22 protein-coding genes are annotated in these 20180 nt (G+C 36.3%); 11 read left to right on the plus strand and 11 right to left on the minus strand.

From position 1 onward, the window contains the following. Positions 1–21 precede the first annotated feature (21 nt). From K1I41_RS07715 to K1I41_RS07735, 5 genes are read left to right on the plus strand one after another with little or no spacing between them, the layout of a single operon-like run. Complete coding sequence (locus K1I41_RS07715) at positions 22–645, plus strand: hypothetical protein (protein WP_220639790.1); 624 nt, start codon at positions 22–24, stop codon at positions 643–645. 11 nt (positions 646–656) lie between these two features. Further along, on the plus strand, positions 657–2006 hold the full coding sequence (locus K1I41_RS07720) for a 2TM domain-containing protein (RefSeq protein ID WP_220639791.1): 1350 nt from the start codon (positions 657–659) through the stop codon (positions 2004–2006). Next, positions 1997–2308 carry a 2TM domain-containing protein gene (locus K1I41_RS07725; RefSeq protein ID WP_255566899.1) on the plus strand — a complete coding sequence of 104 codons (312 nt, stop codon included), beginning with the start codon at positions 1997–1999 and terminating at the stop codon, positions 2306–2308. The genes K1I41_RS07720 and K1I41_RS07725 overlap by 10 nt, the downstream gene beginning before the upstream one ends. Positions 2309–2313: 5 nt before the next feature. Next, positions 2314–2634: a 2TM domain-containing protein gene (locus K1I41_RS07730; protein WP_220639792.1), complete on the plus strand. Its 321-nt coding sequence runs from the start codon at positions 2314–2316 to the stop codon at positions 2632–2634. Positions 2635–2689: 55 nt separating this feature from the next. After that, complete coding sequence (locus K1I41_RS07735) at positions 2690–3448, plus strand: LytR/AlgR family response regulator transcription factor (RefSeq protein ID WP_220639793.1); 759 nt, start codon at positions 2690–2692, stop codon at positions 3446–3448. Positions 3449–3532: 84 nt separating this feature from the next. On the opposite strand, the gene K1I41_RS07740 is transcribed toward K1I41_RS07735, so the two are convergent. The 6 genes from K1I41_RS07740 to K1I41_RS07765 all read right to left on the minus strand — a co-directional run bounded on the left by K1I41_RS07740 (position 3533) and on the right by K1I41_RS07765 (position 8898). After that, a complete protein-coding gene (locus K1I41_RS07740) occupies positions 3533–3715 on the minus strand; it encodes a CsbD family protein (protein WP_220639794.1) in 183 nt (60 codons plus the stop codon). A gap of 90 nt (positions 3716–3805) precedes the next feature. Continuing rightward, positions 3806–4825, minus strand: a complete 1020-nt coding sequence (locus tag K1I41_RS07745) for a COX15/CtaA family protein (protein ID WP_220639795.1) — start codon at positions 4823–4825, stop codon at positions 3806–3808. A 4-nt stretch (positions 4826–4829) separates the two neighbouring features. After that, positions 4830–6278, minus strand: coding sequence for a CCA tRNA nucleotidyltransferase (locus K1I41_RS07750; RefSeq protein WP_220639796.1), 1449 nt, complete (start codon positions 6276–6278; stop codon positions 4830–4832). Beyond that, positions 6278–6853 (minus strand): L-threonylcarbamoyladenylate synthase, encoded by a 576-nt coding sequence (locus tag K1I41_RS07755; protein WP_220639797.1) that lies wholly within the window; start codon positions 6851–6853, stop codon positions 6278–6280. Before K1I41_RS07755 ends, K1I41_RS07750 begins: the two co-directional genes overlap by 1 nt. Positions 6854–6860: 7 nt before the next feature. After that, positions 6861–7967 (minus strand): DegT/DnrJ/EryC1/StrS family aminotransferase, encoded by a 1107-nt coding sequence (locus tag K1I41_RS07760; protein WP_220639798.1) that lies wholly within the window; start codon positions 7965–7967, stop codon positions 6861–6863. A 7-nt stretch (positions 7968–7974) separates the two neighbouring features. Beyond that, complete coding sequence (locus K1I41_RS07765) at positions 7975–8898, minus strand: glycosyltransferase family 2 protein (RefSeq protein ID WP_220639799.1); 924 nt, start codon at positions 8896–8898, stop codon at positions 7975–7977. Between the two features lie 85 nt (positions 8899–8983). Here K1I41_RS07765 and K1I41_RS07770 point away from each other — a divergent pair, with 85 nt between their 5' ends. Continuing rightward, positions 8984–9844 carry a glycosyltransferase family 17 protein gene (locus K1I41_RS07770; RefSeq protein ID WP_220639800.1) on the plus strand — a complete coding sequence of 287 codons (861 nt, stop codon included), beginning with the start codon at positions 8984–8986 and terminating at the stop codon, positions 9842–9844. 5 nt (positions 9845–9849) lie between these two features. Here the strand turns inward: K1I41_RS07770 and K1I41_RS07775 are convergent, their stop codons facing one another. Next, positions 9850–10647: a glycosyltransferase family 2 protein gene (locus K1I41_RS07775; protein ID WP_220639801.1), complete on the minus strand. Its 798-nt coding sequence runs from the start codon at positions 10645–10647 to the stop codon at positions 9850–9852. A gap of 9 nt (positions 10648–10656) precedes the next feature. Continuing rightward, positions 10657–11511 (minus strand): glycosyltransferase, encoded by an 855-nt coding sequence (locus K1I41_RS07780; protein WP_220639802.1) that lies wholly within the window; start codon positions 11509–11511, stop codon positions 10657–10659. A gap of 91 nt (positions 11512–11602) precedes the next feature. Here K1I41_RS07780 and K1I41_RS07785 point away from each other — a divergent pair, with 91 nt between their 5' ends. Next, positions 11603–12367, plus strand: coding sequence for a lipopolysaccharide kinase InaA family protein (locus K1I41_RS07785; RefSeq protein ID WP_220639803.1), 765 nt, complete (start codon positions 11603–11605; stop codon positions 12365–12367). Positions 12368–12419: 52 nt separating this feature from the next. Continuing rightward, positions 12420–13238, plus strand: coding sequence for a glycosyltransferase family 2 protein (locus K1I41_RS07790; RefSeq protein ID WP_220639804.1), 819 nt, complete (start codon positions 12420–12422; stop codon positions 13236–13238). Here the strand turns inward: K1I41_RS07790 and K1I41_RS07795 are convergent. Together K1I41_RS07795 and K1I41_RS07800 are read right to left on the minus strand one after the other, a co-directional pair. After that, on the minus strand, positions 13198–15069 hold the full coding sequence (locus K1I41_RS07795; protein WP_220639805.1) for a glycosyltransferase: 1872 nt from the start codon (positions 15067–15069) through the stop codon (positions 13198–13200). The two genes, K1I41_RS07790 and K1I41_RS07795, sit on opposite strands and share 41 nt — an antisense overlap. A 9-nt stretch (positions 15070–15078) precedes the next feature. Beyond that, the gene (locus tag K1I41_RS07800; protein WP_220639806.1) at positions 15079–15894 is read right to left on the minus strand and encodes a 2,3,4,5-tetrahydropyridine-2,6-dicarboxylate N-succinyltransferase; all 816 of its coding nucleotides are present in this window, start codon (positions 15892–15894) and stop codon (positions 15079–15081) included. 384 nt (positions 15895–16278) lie between these two features. On the opposite strand from K1I41_RS07800, the gene ruvX reads away from it, so the two are divergent. Beyond that, positions 16279–16686: a Holliday junction resolvase RuvX gene (gene ruvX / locus K1I41_RS07805; RefSeq protein ID WP_220639807.1), complete on the plus strand. Its 408-nt coding sequence runs from the start codon at positions 16279–16281 to the stop codon at positions 16684–16686. Positions 16687–16697: 11 nt separating this feature from the next. On the opposite strand, the gene K1I41_RS07810 is transcribed toward ruvX, so the two are convergent. Then, positions 16698–18899, minus strand: a complete 2202-nt coding sequence (locus K1I41_RS07810) for an FUSC family protein (protein WP_220639808.1) — start codon at positions 18897–18899, stop codon at positions 16698–16700. A gap of 191 nt (positions 18900–19090) precedes the next feature. Here K1I41_RS07810 and def point away from each other — a divergent pair, with 191 nt between their 5' ends. Together def and K1I41_RS07820 are read left to right on the plus strand one after the other, a co-directional pair. Next, complete coding sequence (def, locus tag K1I41_RS07815; protein WP_220639809.1) at positions 19091–19678, plus strand: peptide deformylase; 588 nt, start codon at positions 19091–19093, stop codon at positions 19676–19678. Between the two features lie 54 nt (positions 19679–19732). Further along, positions 19733–20179, plus strand: a complete 447-nt coding sequence (locus K1I41_RS07820; protein WP_220639810.1) for a DUF5606 family protein — start codon at positions 19733–19735, stop codon at positions 20177–20179. Position 20180: the final 1 nt, after the last annotated feature.

A 20180-nucleotide genomic window follows, 5' to 3' on the forward strand; every position in this document is an offset into this window, starting at 1 on the left:
AATCATTTAAAACTTTACATTATGATACGATTAGTAACAACATTTATTTTATTAGTATGCACAGCAGTAACAGCACAGTCGCAATACGAAACAGGAATGCAAAAAGCCTTTGCCTTATGGGGCGAAGGTAAAAATACGGAGGCAGCGGCTTTGTTTGAAAGAATTGCTGCTGCCGAAAAGGAAAACTGGTTGCCCTCTTATTATGTGGCTTTGGTAAACACTACAACCGCTTTTCAAACAAAAGATAAGGATAAAATGGCTGCACTATTGGGCAAGGCACAACAAGCACAGGACAAAGCCGCGCTAATCAGTACTAACAACCCCGAGCTAATGGTTATGCAAGCCATGATACATACGGCTTGGATTACGTATGACCCTATGACGAATGGTATGAAATTATCGGGTAAAGTAAATGAAATATACGCCAAAGCACTAGCAATTGCACCAGAGAATCCGAGAGTGGTGTTCTCTAAAGCAGAATTTGATATGGGTACGGCAGCTTATTTTGGTAACGACACTACTGCAATGTGCGAGGATGTAAAACGCGCTGTAGAACTTTTTGCTACCTTTAAAGCACCAACCCCTTTTTATCCGAGTTGGGGATTGGATAGAGCAGAGCAGCAGTTACAAAAATGTAATAAATAATAGCAACCGTAATGGGTAAAATAGTACTAAAAGAATTTTTTAAAGCAATACTACTTGGGATACTAATTTTTATAGTAATCCTAATTATCAAATTAACTTCAGGTCATACCCTAGCATGGGACTATTATTTGCTTGTAAACTTTCTTTACACCATGCTATATACCTTTACACTTTATGGCGCAAATGCTACTGTTTTTATTGCTATAGATAAAGCTTATAATAGCAAAAAAATGTCGGTAAAGCGCGTGTTAATAGGGTTTTTGGCATCTTTTATAGTATCATTAGCATGTATTGTTTTTTTACGACTATTTGAAGATGTTGTAATAGAAGGAGAGTCACTACAAGAGTTTACAGCTGGCGAAACGCTATCGAATTATATTTTTTCGATGATTATTACGGCAGTAGTAACCTTAGTAATTCATTTGTTCTATTTATACAAAAACTATCAGGAAAATAAAGTAAAACAACAAAAAATAATTGCAGGTACAGCCTCGGCAAAGTTCGAAACCCTAAAAAATCAAATAGACCCTCATTTTCTATTCAATAGCCTAAACGTATTAAGTTCTCTAATAGAAGAAAACCCAGATAATGCCCAACGTTTTACCACATCGTTATCCAAAGTGTACCGCTATGTACTAGAGCAGCGTGATAAAGAGTTGGTAAGCATACAAGAGGAATTGGCTTTTGCTAAAACGTACATGAACCTTTTAAAGATGCGCTTTGAGAATAGTATTTTCTTTCAGCTACCCGAAACAATATCCAACCCCGAGGCTAAAGTAGTACCATTATCCTTACAATTACTGTTAGAAAATACGATAAAGCACAATATTGTAAGCCAGAAAAAACCATTGGAAATTAGAATATATGAGGAGAATGGCTATTTGGTAGTACAAAATGATTTTAGAAAGAAAGAGGTACTCAGTAGCCGAAAAGGTGTTGGGCTCCAAAACATAATAAGTCGTTACGCCATTATAAGCTCACGAGAAGTGATTATAACCCAAACCAAAACTCATTTTACAGTAAAATTACCCATACTAACAAAACAAGTAACAATTATGGAAACCCAAACATACACTGATAATGAGAGTAGCTACTACAAAGCGCAGAAAAAAGTAGAAGATATAAAAGGCTTTTACGGTCATTTAACATCTTATATAATTGTAATAATAGGAATAGCAATATTAAACCTCATAACATCTCCGCAGCATTTATGGTTTTTATACCCTGCCATGGGATGGGGAATAGGCGTAATAGTACACGGTATGAGTGTATTTAATTTTATTCCTGTAATGGGCAAAAATTGGGAAGAGCGAAAAATTAAGGAGTATATGGAAAAAGAACAACAAAATAAATGGCGTTAATAATGGATAATTACAATCAGCAAGAAGCCTACAGACGGGCAGAAAAGAAAGTAAATGCTATAAAAGGTTTTTATGGTGGCTTATTTGGTTACTGTATTGTAATACCAATACTTATATACATTAACCTTACCTATACGCCCAATTATTATTGGTTTTGGTACTCTGCCATAGGGGGAGGTATTGGGCTGCTGGTACACGGTATGGCTATTTTTGGAGACTTTCCGTTTTTGAGTAAAGATTGGGAGAAACGCAAAATTGAGCAACTCATGGAAAAAGAGAATAACAAAATTGTAAAACAATAACACTTATGGAAAATTCATTTGAAGAGCGAATGCGTTATGAGCGTGCCAGAAAAAAAGTGAAAGCCATACGCGGTTACTTTATACACCTTTTTGCCTACCTTGTAGTAAACGGATTTTTAATTACCTCAAAATGGGTTAATTTACAGCCAGAGCAAGACTTTTTAACCTTTAGCACCTTTAGTACTGCATTTTTTTGGGGTATAGGGCTTGCTTTCCATACGTTTGGCGTATTTGGTATCTTATTATTTTTGGGGAGTAATTGGGAAGAACAAAAAATTACGCAAATGATGGCAGGAGATGCTCGTGAAAATAAAAAATGGGAGTAATACTAACTAATTATAAATACATTGCTTTCAAAAAATTAATCATACAATAATTGTTATGAACGTTATTATTATTGAAGACGAAAAACCTGCAGCCCGATTACTACAGCGCAAATTGCAGAAATTAAATGTAGTTGCAGATACCATGTTGCATTCGGTAGAGGAAGCTGTAGATTGGTTTCAGAAAAACCCGCATCCTGAATTAATATTTTTAGATATACAACTATCAGATGGCTTATCCTTCGAGATATTCGAGGTAGTGCATATAAACAGTGCTATTATTTTTACTACGGCTTATGATGAGTATGCGCTACGTGCTTTTAAACTTAATAGTATTGATTACCTTTTAAAACCAATTGACGAGGATGATTTGGCGGTTGCTATAAACAAATACCGTAGTAGTTTACCACAACAACAAAACCTATCGTTAGATTTTGAGCAGATAAAAAAAATGCTAGTAAATCCGCTTGAAAAGAGCTATAAAAGACGATTTACAATTAAAATGGGGCAACATCTTAAAATGATAAATGTAGATGATGCCGAATGTTTTTTTAGTGAAAATAAGGGCACTTACATCCACACTACTAATAATAGAGATTATTTGTTGGAAACTACTTTGGAGCAATTGGAAACCGAATTGGATTCGGAGCGATTTTATCGCGTAAGCCGAAAATACATTGTAAATATAGATGCTATTAAAGATATTGTAGTATATACCAATTCGCGCCTTAAAGTGGTATTACCTACTTACAATAATGATGAGGTTATTGTAAGTCGAGAGCGTGTAAACGATTTTAGGCAGTGGCTTGGTAATTAATGCATACCATACATAAAATAAATAGGGCTGTTTATATAAACAGCCCTATTTATTTTAATAGTATTTTTAGGAGGAAGAAGCGGTTTAGTCAAAAAGTGACATTATTTCTTTTTTAGTTTTACCTACTTTTTGCTCAATGCGTCCCCACATCTCATCTTCCTTACCTTCTTGGTACGTTACATCATCATCAGTAAGCTCACCATATTTTTGTTTCAGTTTACCTTTGTACTCATTCCAGTTCCCTTTAATTTCTTGTTCGTTAGGCATAATATATTGTTTTTTAGTTATTTAATAGTGTAAAATTACAACCTCAAATCTAAAATTACTCCTAACACCCTGCTAAGGTTATCACAAATGTTATTTGCTCAATCGGTGTAGCGTGTATACCATTGCCGAAAGTAAAAAGAAAGCTACTACTTGGTGTGCTAGTCCTAACCACAACGGTACGCGTAGTAACAACGTAAAAACACCTAGTGCAAATTGTATAAATACAATAACTACTAAAGCATTTAAACCTGATTTTTGCTGTTGGTTAAGGTTGAATTTTTTACTCTTAATGTATAAAAATACAATCATACCAACCACAATATATGCTATAGTACGGTGTACTAACTGCACGCCACTTTTACCTTCAGTAAGATTAAGCAATAACGATTTTTTCTCGATAAATACACTATCGTGCACCAACTGCCCGTCACTCATTAACGGCCAAGTGTTGTGTACTAAACCTGCGCCAAGCCCAGCTACAAAACCACCATATATAATTTGTATAATTAAAATTACAAGTGCTACACGTGCTATTTTTTTTAGGGTAGTAACAGGTGTTTTACGCTCGGGATAAATAAGGTCCAACGCCACCCAAAGCGTATACGCAAAGGTTATAAAGGCAAAGGTTAAGTGTAGTGCCAGCCTATAGTGGCTTACATCGGGGTGGTCTATTAGCCCGCTTTTTACCATAAACCAGCCTAAAAAACCCTGAAAACCACCCATTAGTAGCAAAATAATGCATTTGCTGATGGTAGCTTTATCTAGTTTTTTTCGGATGAGGAAATAAATAAAGGGTATTATAAATACGATACCAATTATCCTACCGATAAAGCGGTGAAACCACTCCCAAAAGTAGATGAACTTATAATCGTCCATCGTAAAATCGTTATGAATGTTGATTTTTTGATATTCAGGAAATTTTTTATATTCTTCAAACGCTTCATTCCATTTTTCTTCACTTGTTGGCGGAAACGTATCAGTAACCAAATGCCAATCCGTCATCGATAATCCTGAGTTGGTAAGCCGTGTAATACCTCCTACAACTACCATAATAAATACCAGTACACATCCTGCCAGTAACCATGTAATAACAGCCTTATTCCTTTTCATAACCCTACTCTTGTTGTTGTTTTAATCCCATCTTTTTGGCTTTTGCCATCATAAACTTATATGCGGGTTCGTACTCGTTAGGTATTTCACCCTCTAGTATTGCTTCTTTAATCGCCTCTTTAAGCGTACCTATTTCCCTACAGGGCTTTAGGTTAAAAATCTCCATAATTTCCTCTCCTGTAATGGGGGGCTGAAAATTACGCACATGGTCGCGTGCCTCTACCTCTACAATTTTATTGCGTACAATTTCAAAGTTTTTACGGTACTTTTTAAATTTTGTACGGTTTTTAGTGGTAATATCTGCCTCGCAAAGTGTCATTAATTTCTCCACATCGTCGCCCGCATCAAATATTAATCGGCGTACTGCCGAGTCGGTCACAATATCCTGCGCCAACACAATAGGACGCGAACTTAGCATTACCATTTTAGCCACAAACTTCATTTTGTGGTTTAGTGGCATGTGTAGGCGGGTAAATATTTTTTTAACCATTTTGCCTCCTAAAAATTCATGCCCATGAAACGTCCAACCTATTTTTTTATGGAAGCGTTTGGTGGGTGCTTTTCCAATATCGTGTAATAGTGCTGCCCATCGTAGCCATACATCGTCGGTATTGGGTGCTATATTATCTACCACCTCAAGTGTATGGTAAAAATTGTCTTTGTGGGTTTGCCCTTCTACCTCTTCTACACCTTGTAGTGCGGTAAGTTCGGGTAATATAATGTGCAGTAAACCTGTTTGCTGTAATAGTTTAAAGCCTGTAGAGGGCATATCCGTCATTAATATTTTGTTGAGCTCATCTACAATGCGCTCGCCCGATATGATGCTGATACGCTCTTTATTGCGTGTTATGGCCTGTAACGATTCTTCCTCAATGGTAAAACCGAGTTGTGTTGCAAAGCGTATGGCGCGCAGCATACGTAACGGATCGTCCGAATAGGTAGTATCGGGGGCTAATGGTGTACGGATTATTTCGTGTTGTAAATCATCAACGCCATTAAAAGGATCTACTAATGTTCCAAAATCCTCTTTATTTAACGAAAGTGCTAGTGCGTTTATGGTAAAATCTCGACGATTTTGGTCGTCCTCAAGCGTACCTGTTGCTACAAGCGGTTTTCGGCTTTCCCATTGGTACGATTCTTTACGAGCACCTACAAATTCAATGGCTATAAAATCGTTAGGTGCATTTTCGTATTGTAGCATTGCCGTACCGTAGTTTTTAAATACCTGTACTTTTGGCTTGTTGGGTAACAGTTTTGCTACTGCTTGTGCCAAATCGATACCGCTGCCTACGGCAACAATATCAATATCTTTTTTGAAATTTCTTTTAAGTAAAAAATCTCTTACAAAACCACCAATAACATAGGTGTCTACATTAAGTTGGTTTGCAGCTTGCGAGATGATATTAAATATGTTGTTATCTAATGCTTGTTTGTATGAAATAGTTTCCTTCATTAAGGGCGAATAACTTTTACCTGTAAATCGTTGCCTAACTTGATTATAGTGGATGGTTTTGCGGCATTTTTTTCGTCATGCAAATTTACGACATAGTCTACTCCGTCCAAAATATGACGGTCGATTTCTTTAAAAGATTTTGGCGTAGGCATACCACTTACATTTGCCGATGTAGATACTAATGGTTTTTTCATGCGTTCCATTAGTTTATAGCAAAAAGGCTCTTTTACTAATCGTACGGCTAAGGTGTTATCTGCTGCTATAATATTTTGGGCTACATTACTGGGATTATCCAGTATTAAGGTAGTAGGTTTATCGCTCAATTCTATAAGCTCCCAAGCCACGTCGGGTATTTCTTTAAATACATTGTACATCATGCGGTCGCTGTTCATCAGCACAATCATGCTCTTACTTTCTTCACGTTGTTTTAATGCATATATTTTTTTTACAGCTTCGGCGTTTGTGGCATCGCAGCCAATACCCCAAACGGTATCGGTAGGGTAGAGGATGATGCCTCCATTTTTAATGACTTCGAATGCGTTATGTACTTCGGTATTTATGTTTTGTTGACTCATAGTGTATCTAGATTTCAAAATTATTTAGTATTCTGACAATCGTTTTTATTTCGTCATTCGTTAATACGGGGCTTATGGGCAAACTCAATACTTCGTTATGTATTTGCTCTGTTATTGGCAACGATAGGTTATTCCAATTTTTATAAGCCGCTTGTTTGTGCGGGGGTATAGGGTAGTGTATTAGGGTTTGTACTCCATTTTTGGTTAAATACTGTTGCAGTGCATCCCTATGCTTGGTGCGTATTACATACAAATGCCAAACGTGTTCAGTTTCGTTTTTTGGTACAACAGGCAGTATTACATTAGGGTTGTTTATATGCCTATTGTAGTACGTTGCAATTTCCCTGCGTTTTTGGTTTTCGTTATCCAGGTGGGGTAGCTTTACATTGAGTACGCCTGCTTGTAACTCGTCCAATCTGGAATTTAAACCTTGGTATTTGTTAATATACTTTTCTTCCGAGCCGTAGTTGGCAATAGCACGTATTGTTGCTGCTAATGCATCGTTGTTTGTAGTTATTGCGCCAGCATCGCCCAATGCCCCTAAATTTTTACCTGGGTAAAAGCTAAAACCTGCTGCATTACCAAGATTCCCTGTTTTTACGCCATTCCATGCTGCACCAATGGCTTGGGCATTGTCCTCTACTATTTTTAGGTTGTGTTTTATAGCGAGTGTTTGCAATGCTTTACAGAAAACTACTTGCCCGTACAAATGCACTATTAGTATGGCTTTGGTTTTGGGTGTAATTTTATTTTCAATCTTAGTAATATCAATGTTATAACTATCACTATCAGGCTCAACCAGTACAGGAATTAAATCGTTATCTGTAATGGCTAATATCGATGCTATGTAGGTATTAGCGGGCACTATAACTTCATCGCCTTTTTGCAGTACACCAAGCTCAATGTAGGCTTTAAATATTAACCTAAGTGCATCCAGCCCGTTGGCTACGCCTATAGCATGTTTTGCGCCAATGTAAATGCTAAGGTTTTTCTCGAATTGCTTAACCTCTGTACCAAATAAATACCAACCACTCCTAAAAGTTGTAAGAAGTCGGTTTTCTATTTCTTCCTGATGCTGGAGGTTGATTTTTTGGAGGTCGAGGAATTTTACCATAATGGCGTTATTCAGTATTTATTTTTTGTTGTTGTTTGAGCGAATTTGATATGTGAGCACCTTTAAGGAGTAAGAAAAATAAACTCCAATGTCTGGGTTTTACAATACTACTAAAAAAGTACTTAATAGTAAGGTACAACCACACAACACTAAAACCCGCCAACCCATAATGTTTACGTATTACATACAACAATGATATCTTAAGTTCTTTTTTTATAGCTATAGAGCGTTCGGTACTTGCCCCATGATAATGTAAAAACTCAGCCCGCGGTATCAGGTAGGCAAATTTTTTATTTGCAGCAAGTCTTTTACAAAGGTCGGTTTCTTCGTAGTATAAAAAAATATTGCTATCAAAACCGCCCACTTCATCAAAATTAGCAGCTTTTATAAACATAAAACTACCTGGTATAAAATTAACTTTTACAGGTTTGTTATATCTCTTTTTACGTTTTGGATATTTTTTACTGTTTATTTTTTCTAAAAATCCGCGTCCTATTATTTCACGTAAAGGAGAAGCATAATGGTCTAACGATACCATAAAATTATCGTTACGATTGTATGCCTGTGCGCCTGCAATACCAATTTCAGAATTTTGTTCTATAGCATCTTTTAATATAGTAAAACAGTCATTTTTAAATAGTGTATCGTTATTTAAAAAAGCATAATATTTTGCATTGGCATAGTGTACGCCCATCATGTTACCAGCTCCAAATCCAGTATTTATTTTACTTCGCACAAGTATTAAATGCTCTAAACCAAGCGCAGTACATTCTTGCTCTAGGACATCAAAATCATCTTTTTTAGAACAGTTGTCTATAATTATAATTTGATAATTAATATTTGTAGCGGTTTTTGCTATAACCGATTTGATACAATTTAAAGTGTATTTGCTGGAATTATAATTAATTAGAATTACTGCTATATCAAACATATGGGCTGCTTATTGCTATACAAATTATTATATATGTAGGTGCAAAGTAAGTATAAAATAAGTTATTTTTACCAAAAAATAACCAATGGTATACGATTGTTTCATTTTCTTTAATGAATTAGATATTTTAGAAGTAAGACTTAATGAGCTTAATGATATTGTAGATAAATTTGTGCTAGTAGAAGCCGATAGGACATTTCAGAACAATCCAAAGCCATTTATTTTTGAAGAAAATAAGGAACGTTTTTCTAAATTTTTAGATAAGATTATTCATATAAAACTTACTAGTTATCCGTTGTTTATACCAATAATTAATCCTTTTTCTCCTTGGAAGTTAGAGTTTTACCAAAGAGATAGCGTTGTAAAAGGGCTTAAGGGTTGTAAACCTGATGATATTATTATGATATCGGATGTTGATGAAATACCCCGTGCTTCTGTATTAAAAGAACGTATTGCAAAAGGTATAAATGAAATTTATGGACTTAAAATGGATATGTTTATGTTCTTTTTTAATAATAAGATAGTATATGATGCTGGCAGCCTTATGGATAAAAAAGAATCTGAAAGCGGAATATGGCACTGCACTGCTTTACTACCTTACAAGTTGTTAAAGAAAAAACCGTATCGTTTGCGTAAAACTATTATGCGCACCAAACGAAAAGGCGAAGTATACAAAATACTACCCAATGCAGGTTGGCACTTTACTTATATGGGAGGGGTGGAAATGATTAAGAAGAAGCTAGAATCGTTTTCGCATACCGAATATAATTTTGAAGAATTTAAAAATGAAGCCGCTATAAACCAAAAGATACAAGAGGGTAGGGATTTATTTGGGCGTGATATGGAATTTGAAATAGCGAATCCTGAGGAAGTACTACCGAAATACTTAAACAGAGAGGATGTAAAAAAACGTTTCTCCGATTATATTATGCCTATACATAAATAGAATTATTATAGATACTGGCTAACCCCTTTTTCAATATACGTCAATTTTTTTAGAGTAGTTTCTTCTTCAATCTTTCTATTTACGTCAATATGGCTTTTCGATTGTTCTTTATGGTAAATGTGGTAGGCTATACCGCTATATTTTAGTCTTTTGCCTTGTATACCAAGGTTGTGAAGACGTTGTATCATTTCGGAATCATCAATGCCCCAACCTACAAGGTTTTCATTAAAACCATTTATTGCTAAAAAGTCTTTTCGCCAAAAAGACATATTACAACCTCTAAGTTTTTTAGAGCGTAATTCTGTAGGTTTTGCAAATTGCATAAGGAAAGGTACACGTAGTGTACGCCCTCTTTTTTTTATACCATTAGATAAAAAGCTGAAATGAGTAAGTTGTTTTTCAAATAATTCGGGTAATTTTTCTTGCTTAATGTTTACTCTCGAACCAAATAAATACATTCCTTGTTCGGCAAAGCGTAAATGGTCTTCTACAAAATGCTTCTCCATTATAATATCACCATCAATTTCAATAATATAATCACCTTTTGCCTGTGCTATAGCCTTGTTCATTATAGCAGGTTTTCTGTTTCCCTTATCTTCGTGCCACACATGTATTAACGGCACACTGAACTTTTCCTTATACTTATCAATTACTTTTTTAGTTTCGGCTGTAGAACCATCATCGGCAATAATAATCTCGTCTGGTAGGCGGGTTTGCCTCAATAAGCTTAATAAAAGCAGTTCCAATGCCTCAGGCCAGTTATAGGTAGGGGTTACAAGGGTAGAAGTAGGTAGTTTTCGCATATCGGCAATTTATGATTTAATCTTGTAGATACCCAACGCTTTTTTGAGCATTTTATTGAATAGTACCCAATTTACATACAATGCATTTTTAAAACTTGTCCAAGCCCATTGGCTATGCGGTAGTATATTTTTACTAATGTTTGCCTCCATGGTAGGCGAAACAATAAACTCATTTTTTATATCGTTCCATGCTATGTTGCCATAACCGTCAAACTCATTTACTTTGTTTTTTTCGTGAATGATAGACATCCATAGGCGTGTATGCGTAACCTGTGTAACCCGTGTTTCCTTCTTCCAATGGTTGTGGTCGTTAAGCCACACCGTTTTTGGGTCGTCATTCTTTTCGATAAGGCTAATAAACGGATTAAAAATATGCTCCTTTTTACCCAACATAATATCGGGTTTTATCTGTAACGAATAGCCTTTTATAACATCAATTGCCCTGTAATCCTGTTGGTTAAATTGCTTTTGTACCTCGCTTATAAAATTTTTGCTCACACAATCGTCGTTATCAATACGCGATGTAATAAGGTAAGGCACGTCTTTCGTTTCGGCAGTTATCCGTTTTTTTATCTCAGGATAAAAAGCAGGCATGCCCTCAATGTAAAATAACCTTATGTTGCTATGCCCAGCAATTAAAGCTTCAATTTTTTCCCGATACTCATTAGTTGTAGTTACATCAAAATAAATAAGCCATGTAAAATTTTTATTGGCTTGTGCAGTTACCGATGGGAAGCAAAAGTTTTCGAAAAGCCACAAACGATGTTCCAGCCACTCATCCGTTAGTAACGATTCGTTATTTTTGGTAACGTCCCACTTCGGATTTTTTAAATTAAAACGGGTAATGAGGTAATGACTAAACATAGGTGGGTTTATGGATTATTTGGTAAAAATAAAGCAATTATTTGAAGTCTAAAATGCAAATGGTTACTTTTGTTAAAAATAGCAATTGCCTATGAATAGCGTTATACACCCTGATTTTGAGAACAAGTCTGTAGAAATTACAGCCATAATCGAAAATTTTACTACACAGGGTACTTTGTTTATCGATGGTAAACGAAACAAAATCAAGCTATTTGAGTTGGGCAATACTACCGTAAACGTAAAATCGTTTAAAGTTCCTAATGTATTAAATAAATTAGTGTACCGATTTTTCAGAAAATCGAAAGCACAACGTTCGTATGAGTTTGCCAATATACTATTACAAAATGGTATTGGTACACCACAACCTATCGCGTATTTTGAGAATAGGGTGGGATTATCCCTAAAAGATAGCTATTATATGAGTGAGCAGTTGGAAGCCGACCTTACTTTTAGGAAACTTATTGAAGTAACGGATTACCCTGAACACGAAATTATACTACGCCAATTTACCCAATTTACGTTTAAGCTACACGAAAAAGGTATTGCTTTTTTAGACCATACACCTGGTAATACACTAATAAAAAAAGTAGGGCATGAGCAATACGAGTTTTTTTTGGTAGACCTTAACCGTATGCAGTTTCATACCAAAATGAATTTAGAGCAGCGCGTTATTAATATGGCAAAACTTACACCTGAAACCGACTTAATTACGGTAATGAGTGATGAGTATGCTAAATTATACGGTTGCACGTACAATGAGGTATTCCGTCCAATGGTAAAACACACCCAGTATTTTGCCAATAGGTTTCACCGCAAGCGTGCCATTAAGCGTAAACTTGGACTACGAAAAAAATAAAATTAACTACCTTTGCCCGTTGTTTTAAAGCAACGGTATAAAAAGCAAACACATGAAAATTTCGGTAATAGTTAGTACATACAATGCGGAAGAATGGCTGGAAAAAGTGCTTATAGGCTATAGCAACCAGACTTATAAGGGTTTTGAAGTTATTATTGCCGATGATGGTTCACGCAGTACTACAAAAGACCTGATAGACCGCTATGCTGTTAATTACCCTGTTACCCTACGACACATTTGGCACGAAGATAAAGGGTATCGCAGGCAGGAGCTACTAAATATTGCCATTGTAGAGGCTGCCAACGAATATATTATTATGACGGACGGTGATTGCATTCCGCGTGAAGATTTTGTGGAAGTACATGCCAAGTTTGCCGAGAAAGGTAGATTTCTTTCAGGAGGATACTGTAAACTCCCCATGAGTACCAGTAAAGCTATTACTAAAGACGATATACTGAGTAAACGTTGCTTTGACGTTAAATGGCTAAAAAGTATTGATAAATTGGGTTTTTCGCAAACCTTAAAACTTACTGCATCACCCGTATTGGCTACGGTTTTAGATACTGTTACAACTACCAAGCCATCGTTTAACAATTGTAACTCTTCGGGTTTTAAAGAAGATATGATTGCTATAAATGGTTATGACGAACGCATGAAATATGGTGGTCCTGACCGCGAATTTGGCGAGCGTTTAGAAAATTACGGTGTAATGGGTAAGCAAATACGCCATAAAGCTATTTGTTTGCACCTAGACCATAGTAGAGGGTATAAAACACCCGAATCGCTTGCTGCTAATTTAGCCATACGTAAAGAAGTAAAAGAAAAGAAAATTAAATGGACTCCTTACGGGATAGTGAAGGGTGAGAAGTAGTTTTTGTTTCTGTTTGCTGCATCACGTAAGCTAAAAATACCTCAAGGTCTTTTTCAAATAAATTTAGCGTTAGTTTTTTGTACAGTTCCAACGATTGGTCTTTAAACTCTTTAGGATGCTTTTCGCCATATATTTCTGGGAAATAATCCCTTAAATGTAATGCCTTGTGTTTATCCTCATCCGTAAGCATGTTCCATGAATTTTTGTTTATCCACGGTGAAAATATTGTAAACGTAGGTACATTTAATGCTTTCGCCATGTTTACAGCACCACCCTCGTTACCTATAAGTGCGCTACATTGCCCTAATACTGCTAAAAAAGCCCTTAAATCATTAAAATAGAAATCAAAAAATATTTTATCCTGCGTTTTAGGTTGGCACAAGTTGTATATTTCCTTAGCCTTTTCTGTTTGCAATGGTATGTAATTAAACAGTAGCTGCGCATTGCAAGTGCTGCTAATTTTATCAATTACCCTAGCCATTTCGGCGGCAGGTAGGCTTTTAATATCATTACTACCCAAAACACTTATCATTATTACTGGGAGCTGTAAATCCAGTTGCTCATTCATCTTATTTCTCGCCTCCTGCTGCTCCTCATTTGTAAGGTATATTTTAGGATATACTATAGGGTGCTTTTTGCCTGTTACGGCCTCGGCAAGTTGCATGCGGTGGTATAACGCTGAGCCTGAAACTGTTTTGTCGGGCTCTACCGTTTTATTGTAAAAAAATGAGGTGTACCACTTTTTATAGCCTATTTTAGATTTAGCGCCTGAGCACGACGTTATAATACCGCTTTCCCATTTTGCATAGGCATCAACCACAATATCATAATTAGTTTTTCGTATGCACCTTAAAAATTTAAAAAATTTTAGCTTGCTATCGCGGTATTCATCCTCAAAAGGAATAATATTATCAATATTTGGATTGTTTTCTACTACGGGGGTTGTAAATGTGTTTACAAGGTAATCTATGCGAGAACATTCGTATTCATTTTTCAACGTATTGCAAATGCTTGTACTTGCTAATACATCGCCAATCATTTTTTGTTGTATAACCAATATTTTTTTGCGTTTGGCATTCATTTCTCGTAAATACACATAACGCATGTATACATGGTACCCTAGTATGCGTGCAATTTCGTAACCACGACGCCCATTAACAAAACCGAACTTTAGGATATAATATTTAAAAAATCGGAAACCTGGTCGTACCGTAAAGTGGAATATATTGGTGGTAACCCCTTCGTTATAAAACTCTCTTGCTTTTAGTTTAGAGTATTGTAATCGTTTCTTTAAAAAGTCTTTTTTGTTAATAAACGAGTAATGCTCTATAGCGTGTTTAAGTACTTTGCTTTTTCCATCAATAGTCAGCTTCTCGTGTACTAGTTTATCAGAATAACGGCATTTCGATTTTCGGAATACCCGAGCCGTTCTATCCTCATTAAAGTTGTTATTTACAAGCGGTTTACCTTGGTAGTAAAAAACACGTTTAACCCAAAGGGCAACCTCTTCGGGGTTACTATTTATGGTATCTACAATTTCACGAATTCCCTTTTCTGTAACACGCTCGTCGGCATCAAAAAAGGTAACCCAATCGTACGTTGCAAGTTCTAAAGTATAATTACGTTGCGACGAAAAATCGTCAAAAGCACGTTGGTAAAAACGCACATGCGGATACTCCTCCTTAATTATAGTAGGAGTGCTATCAGTACTATAGGAATCTACCACCACAATTTCGTCGGCAAAAGCCATATTGTTAAGGTACTCCCGTATGTTATGTTCCTCGTTATAAATAATAGCGAGGGCAGATATTTTAGTGTTGTTTCCGCTCATTATCAGTTTTTAAACCGCTACGTCATATTCCCTTAAGGCATTATTGAGCGAGGTCTTTAAATCGGTCGATGGTTTGCGTTTACCTATAATTAATGCGCAGGGCACTTGGTACTCGCCCGCTGCAAATTTTTTAGTATAACTACCTGGTATAACTACCGATCGTGCGGGTACAATACCCTTCATCTCTACAGGAGCATCTCCTGTAACATCTATAATTTTTGTAGATGCTGTTAGGCACACATTAGCACCTAATACTGCCTCTGTTTCTACTTTTACGCCTTCTACTACAATACATCTGGAGCCTATAAAAGCACCATCTTCTATAATAACGGGGGCTGCCTGTAAAGGCTCTAATACGCCTCCAATACCAACACCACCACTTAGGTGTACATTTTTACCTATTTGTGCACAACTACCTACTGTTGCCCAAGTATCTACCATAGTGCCCTCATCTACATACGCTCCTATATTTACATAGCTGGGCATTAATATAACCCCCGCTGATATGTAGGCTCCGTGGCGTGCTACAGCATTAGGTACTACCCGAACGCCTTTTTGCGCATAGTTGCGTTTTAATGGCATCTTGTCGTGATATTCAAAAATACCAGCCTCTAATGTTTCCATTTTTTGTATCGGGAAATACATTACTACGGCTTTTTTAACCCACTCATTTACTTGCCATCCATTTGTAATAGGTTCGGCAACGCGTAACGACCCATTATCGAGTAATTCGATAACTTCTCGTATTGCCTTTATGGTTTTGTCTTCCTGTAAAAGTTGCCTGTTTTCCCAAGCCTGTTCTATTATAGGTTGTAAAGTATTCATTGCAAATTTTTCATTTTGGGCAAAGATAGCAATCTGGTTAAATTATCACTATCAAATAGCATGTGTAAAGTACGAATACTTTTCAATTGGTTATACATATATGAGTGATTATCTAAATTTAATAAAAAATTGTTAGCGAGTAAAGGCTTTTTGTTGCTTTAGTGTAATAATTATTAGGTTGTGTTTTTAGTGGTTACATGCTATTTTATATAGCTGGTATATAGTGGTTTGCTAGTGTTATATGCTGAATAAATAGTACTGAAATTACCAACAAGCTGGTATTTAATGTATTTTTGTTATACCAATAAACTGTAAAAGGTGCCTTTAAACCATACAATGCACAATAGTTTGGTATAATTACGCCTACCTTAAATAGTACTACACATGAGAATACTTGCGATAGATTATGGACAAAAACGAACGGGTATAGCGGTTACCGACGAAATGCAGATAATAGCATCGGGGCTTATTACAATACCCTCCGAAACGGCAATAACTTGGCTAACCGAGTATTTTACAAACGAACGTGTAGAAAAGGTACTTATTGGAGAGCCTAAACAGATGAATAATGAACCCTCTCAGAGTGCACCCATTATAGCTGCTTTTATAGAAAAATTTAAAGCTACATTTCCAAATATGCCTATTGCATTGGTAGATGAACGTTTTACGAGTAAAATGGCTTTCCAGACCATGATTGATAGCGGATTAAAAAAGAAACAACGCCAAAATAAAGCCCTTGTTGACGAAATTGCTGCAACGATAATGCTACAGGATTATTTGTCACGGAAATGATAAAATAGATACTACAATTGCTTACTAGCCTTTACAATTTTTTCAGATAAATTGTTTAACCATACCAATTGCTCAATTACAAGTTGTGCTTCTTGCATTTTCTCGTTAAAACCCTGTTTATCGGTTAGTGCTATTGCTTGCAACTCTTGTAGGCGTATGTGTTTGAGTTCTGTAAAGCGTGCATCCAATTCTTGGGTTTGTTCCAGTTCTGTTACGGCTGTATTTTCTTCATTGTTTAGTATGGCTATTGCATAATTTAGGTTTCGCATAACAGCTTGTATTACTACGTTAAACGCATCGGATGCTTTTGACGTTTGGTGCGATTGTATGTAAGTACCCAAAGATGCCAAGGAGGATAATAACGTATGGTTAAGCACCGCCAATTTGTAGGCTTGTGTTTGCTGCTTTTGTTTGGATTTAGGTTCTTGCGTCATACGTTGGTAGGATGCCGTTAGGTTACCCACCTCGATAAACGCATTCTTTCGGGCAACACGGTAGGAGGTGGGTACTTCTCCTTTTTTGTTGTATAGCAATGCTATTTCCTCCAAATAGTTTCGATTGCCTTCTATCGATTTTTTTATAAACACAGGGAGCTGTATAAACTCCCAAGCGGGCCAAAAAAAGTAATTGGCAATAAAAGCCAGCCCAGCCCCTATAACAGTATCTATTATTCTGTATTGTATTACCTCGTTAACATCAGGGTTTAGCATACTGTATATAAATACTACAAAAACGGTTACAAATGTAGCTCCAATACGGTAGTTTATGGCAGTAAATGTAAACCCTAATAGCATACAGGTTATTGCTAATACTGCTATTGCAAAAGTGTTACTTAAAACAGCAAGTAGCCCAAAAGCAATAATACAACCGAGTACCGTACCCACAATCCGCTGGTACGACCGCTGTTTGGTAAGCCCGTAACCAGGGCGCATAATAACCACTATAGTAAGTAATATCCAGTATACATTTTGTAAAGGGAATAATCCGCCAATTATAAAGCCTATAGCTATTGTAATAGTAAGCCGTAGTGATAACCTGAAAATAGTAGACGATAGACTTAAGTTTTCTTTTAGTGTGTGTAAAGGATAATATTCGGGCTTTAAAAACTTTTCTAAATCCTTATCACGTCCTTGCATATCCTTGTGCGATGTCTTGGTGGTAAAAGCACGCTCTATAACCTTAATCTTTTCAATCTGCTTTTCGGCATAGTGCAACATATTAGTAAGTAAGTATACATCTGCTGCTGCTTTACCTCGTGCCTTTTTGTAGTCCTGAATTGCTTGCTCAAACTTTTCAAGATCACGCAATAATTTATGTTTAGCCTTATACTCCTTTTTATTTTCGAGGCTTTTTGATATTTTTCTTAAGGTCTTGGCAATATTATAAGCCAAATTTTGGTAAGTGCTGAGTACTTTGGGCGATGTACTAAACTTTTGATGTAGTTTGCTGTGATCGAAAGATGTAGACAGTGCTAATTCTAACACTTCTAATAACGATATGAATACGAGGAGCATTTTACGGCTACGGTTGGAGTTACCCGCATTAGAACTTCGGCGTAACAATACTTCACGCAAATTTTCGTGATTGGTATTTAGCTCTACCTGCAAAAAAAGTTGCTTTTGGGTAATCTCGTCTCGGTTGGCATCAATATCCCATAAATGCCCCCGTTGCTTCATGTACTTACTAGTTAGTTTTAAACATTCGGCTAGCTGCAATTCAGTATAGCGGTGCGGGCTCAAGTAATTAAATAGTAGTGAGGTTGCTGTATAAATAAAGCCACCAGCCCATATAAGTAAGCAATACTCCAATATATCCCACCCGTAATGAATGTGTCCGCTAGCAAGTGTTATGGCAAGTAGCCCAGAAAACGATACCATTGTAGCCCTTTGCCCGTAAACCGATATCATTGAAAGGAAAAAGACTAACACTATGGTTATTGGGTAAAATAGTAAGGGTATAACGTAGGTAAGGTTGGCTATTAGCGTACATAAAACCACGATGAGTGATGCTGTTAATAATCCTCGTGTACGGTGTTTTATATTACTCGGAATATCGGCAGGGTAGGTAAGTACTGCGCCAATTGCCAAAGCAAATCCAGTTTCAAATAAACCAAATTGCGATAGTATAATTACAGGTAACACTGCTGCAAACGTAACAGTAAGTGCCTTGGTAAAGTTAGTGCTATCGGTAAATTGTTTTACTTTTTGTATCATTTATTTTGCTAGTACTGCAAAGGTACTAAACGGCATTACCATTATGGCTTATAACCCGTAATTCTTGCAAAAAATTAGCATTTGGAACGGTATATACTTATACAAATTATTTTTAATTCACTATTTTTGCCCACACTATTTAGCTGTTGATTGGCTACTAATACGGCGGTTATAAAACTAAAAACACAAAGATGATATTACCAATAGTTGGATATGGCGATCCTGTGTTGCGAAAGCAAGGCGAAGCAATAACTAAAGATTACCCTGAGCTTAAACAGGTTATTGCCAATATGTACGAGACCATGTATAACGCTTATGGTGTTGGGCTTGCTGCACCGCAAGTAGGGCTACCCATACGTTTGTTTATAATTGATACCAAACCCTTTAGTGAAGATGAAACTCTGGGTAAAGAAGAGCAGGAGGCATTAGCAGGATTTACAAAAACGTTTATTAACCCCACTATAGTTAAAGAGGATGGCGAAGAATGGGGCTTTAACGAAGGTTGCCTTAGTATACCCGATGTTCGTGAGGATGTTTACCGACAGGAACAAATTACGATAGAGTATTACGATGAGGACTTTAAAAAACATACTGATGTTTACGATGGTTTGATTGCCAGAGTAATACAACATGAGTACGACCATATTGAGGGTATATTATTTACCGATAAAATATCGTCGCTTAAAAAACGATTGATAAAAAAGAAACTTCAAAACATACTTGAGGGTAAGATACGCCCTGATTATAAAATGAAATTTGCTGCCAAAAGAGGCAGATAATTTTGTTTTTAAGTGCAAACATTGCATATTTGTGACCCTTAAAAAAAAATGACGATGAGTATAGATAAAATATTAGCTATTTCTGGGAAACCAGGACTATATGCTTTAAAAGTACAAACCCGTACAGGATTTGTTGCAGAATCATTAACAGACGGAAAAAAGATAACAGTAGGACTGCGTAGTAACGTAAGTTTACTATCTGAAATATCAGTATATACCTATGATGGAGAAGTACGCCTTTCGGAAGTTTTTACTGCTATTGCAAAAAAGGAAGACAAAGGTCCGTCCATATCACATAAAGAAGATAATGCTACACTTATAGCTTATTTCCGTGAGGTAATGCCCGATTTTGATGAAGACAGAGTATATGCCTCTGATATTAAAAAAATAATAAACTGGTATAATATGTTACAGGCGAAAGATCTTGTAACTATAGAAGAACCTACTGAAGAAACAGAAGAAGCTGTAACTACAGAAACAGAGCAAGAATCTGACAAGTAAC

This window comes from Flavobacterium litorale, from assembly GCF_019613795.1.
Classification (GTDB): Bacteria; Bacteroidota; Bacteroidia; order Flavobacteriales; family Flavobacteriaceae; genus Flavobacterium; species Flavobacterium litorale.